1 protein-coding gene is annotated in these 1,432 nt (G+C 66.1%); it reads right to left on the bottom strand.

The genetic code is table 11. The features are described from left to right. The coding region (locus CVM73_RS38670; RefSeq protein WP_146006754.1) for a chemotaxis protein CheA at window positions 1-1,430 on the bottom strand (1,430 nt) is incomplete at its 3' end. Window positions 1,431-1,432 lie beyond the last annotated feature (2 nt).

Raw genomic sequence — 1,432 nt, forward strand, 5'->3', positions numbered from 1 at the left:
GAGCCTTCACCGGCCACGCTCTTGATGTCGATGGTGCCGCCGATCTGGTCGATATTGGTGCGCACCACGTCCATGCCGACGCCGCGCCCCGACACCGAGGTGATGGCGGCCGCGGTGGAGAAGCCCGGCGCGAAGATGAACTTGTGGATCTGGGCTTCGCTCATCTTCTCGAGCTCGGCCTCGGTGACGAGGCCTGAGGAGAGCGCCTTGGCCTTGATCTTCTCGGTGTTGAGGCCGCGGCCGTTGTCGGCGATGCAGATGATGATGTGGCCGCCCTCGTGATAGGCGGACAGGCGAATGGTGCCCTGCTCGCCCTTGCCGCTGGCCAGGCGCTCGGCGGGGGTCTCCAGGCCATGATCGGCGGAGTTGCGCACCATGTGGGTGAGCGGGTCCTTGATCAGGTCGAGCACCTGGCGGTCGAGCTCGGTGTCGGCGCCGTGCATCTCCAATTCGATCTGCTTGCCGAGTTCGGAGGAGAGGTCGCGGACGATGCGGGGCAGCTTCTGCCAGGCATTGCCGATCGGCTGCATGCGCGTCTTCATGACGCCCTCCTGCAGCTCGGCGGTGACGTTGGAGAGGCGCTGCAACGGCACCTTGAACTCGGTGTCCTCGTTGCGGCGGGAGATCTCCAGCAGCTGGTTGCGGGTCAGGACCAGCTCGGAGACCATGGTCATCAGATGCTCCAGCGTGTCCACGTTGACGCGGATCGACTGGTTGGCGATGCGGTCGCCTTCGCCCGCCGTCTCGTCGGCCATCGACTTCTTCGGCGCGGGCTTGGCGGGTTTTGCCGCTTCCTTCGCGACAGGTGCCGGCGCTTCAGCGGCCGGCGCCGGCGCGGCCTTGGCAACAGGCACCGGCGCTTCGATCGCGGTCTCGCGGAAGGCGCGCTCGAGCTCGTCGAGCGAGACTTCGCCCGGACGCAACGGGCGCTCCAGGGTCTGCTCGACCAGCGAGCCCATGGTCATCTCCTTGGCCGGTGCAGCAGCCGGGGCTTCCGGCGCCAGCGGCGGCGCGTCGGCAACGGGAGCAGCGCTTCCGGCCGCCATGGCGGCCATGCCTTGCTCGACCATCGCTTCCAGCTTGTCGATGAGGTCGCGGTCGTTGCCTTCAGGCTCGGCTTCGGTCGCCTCGAGGCCCGCCAAAATCTCCTTGATGCGGTCGATCGACGACAGGATCACCGTCACCGCTTCGGCCTTCACCGGCATGCCGTCACGGAATTTGCCCATCAACGTCTCGCCGGCATGCGCCAGCGCTTCGAGCCGCGGCAGGCCGAGGAAGCCGCAGGTGCCCTTGATGGTGTGGACTAGGCGGAAGATGTTATCCAGGATCTTGGCGTTGTTCGGCTCCTGCTCGAACTTCACCAGCTGATTGTCCACGGTGTCCAGGCTCTCGCTGGTCTCCGTCAAAAACTCCCGCAACAGATCATCCATGA

The organism is Bradyrhizobium forestalis (assembly GCF_002795245.1).
GTDB lineage: Bacteria > Pseudomonadota > Alphaproteobacteria > Rhizobiales > Xanthobacteraceae > Bradyrhizobium > Bradyrhizobium forestalis.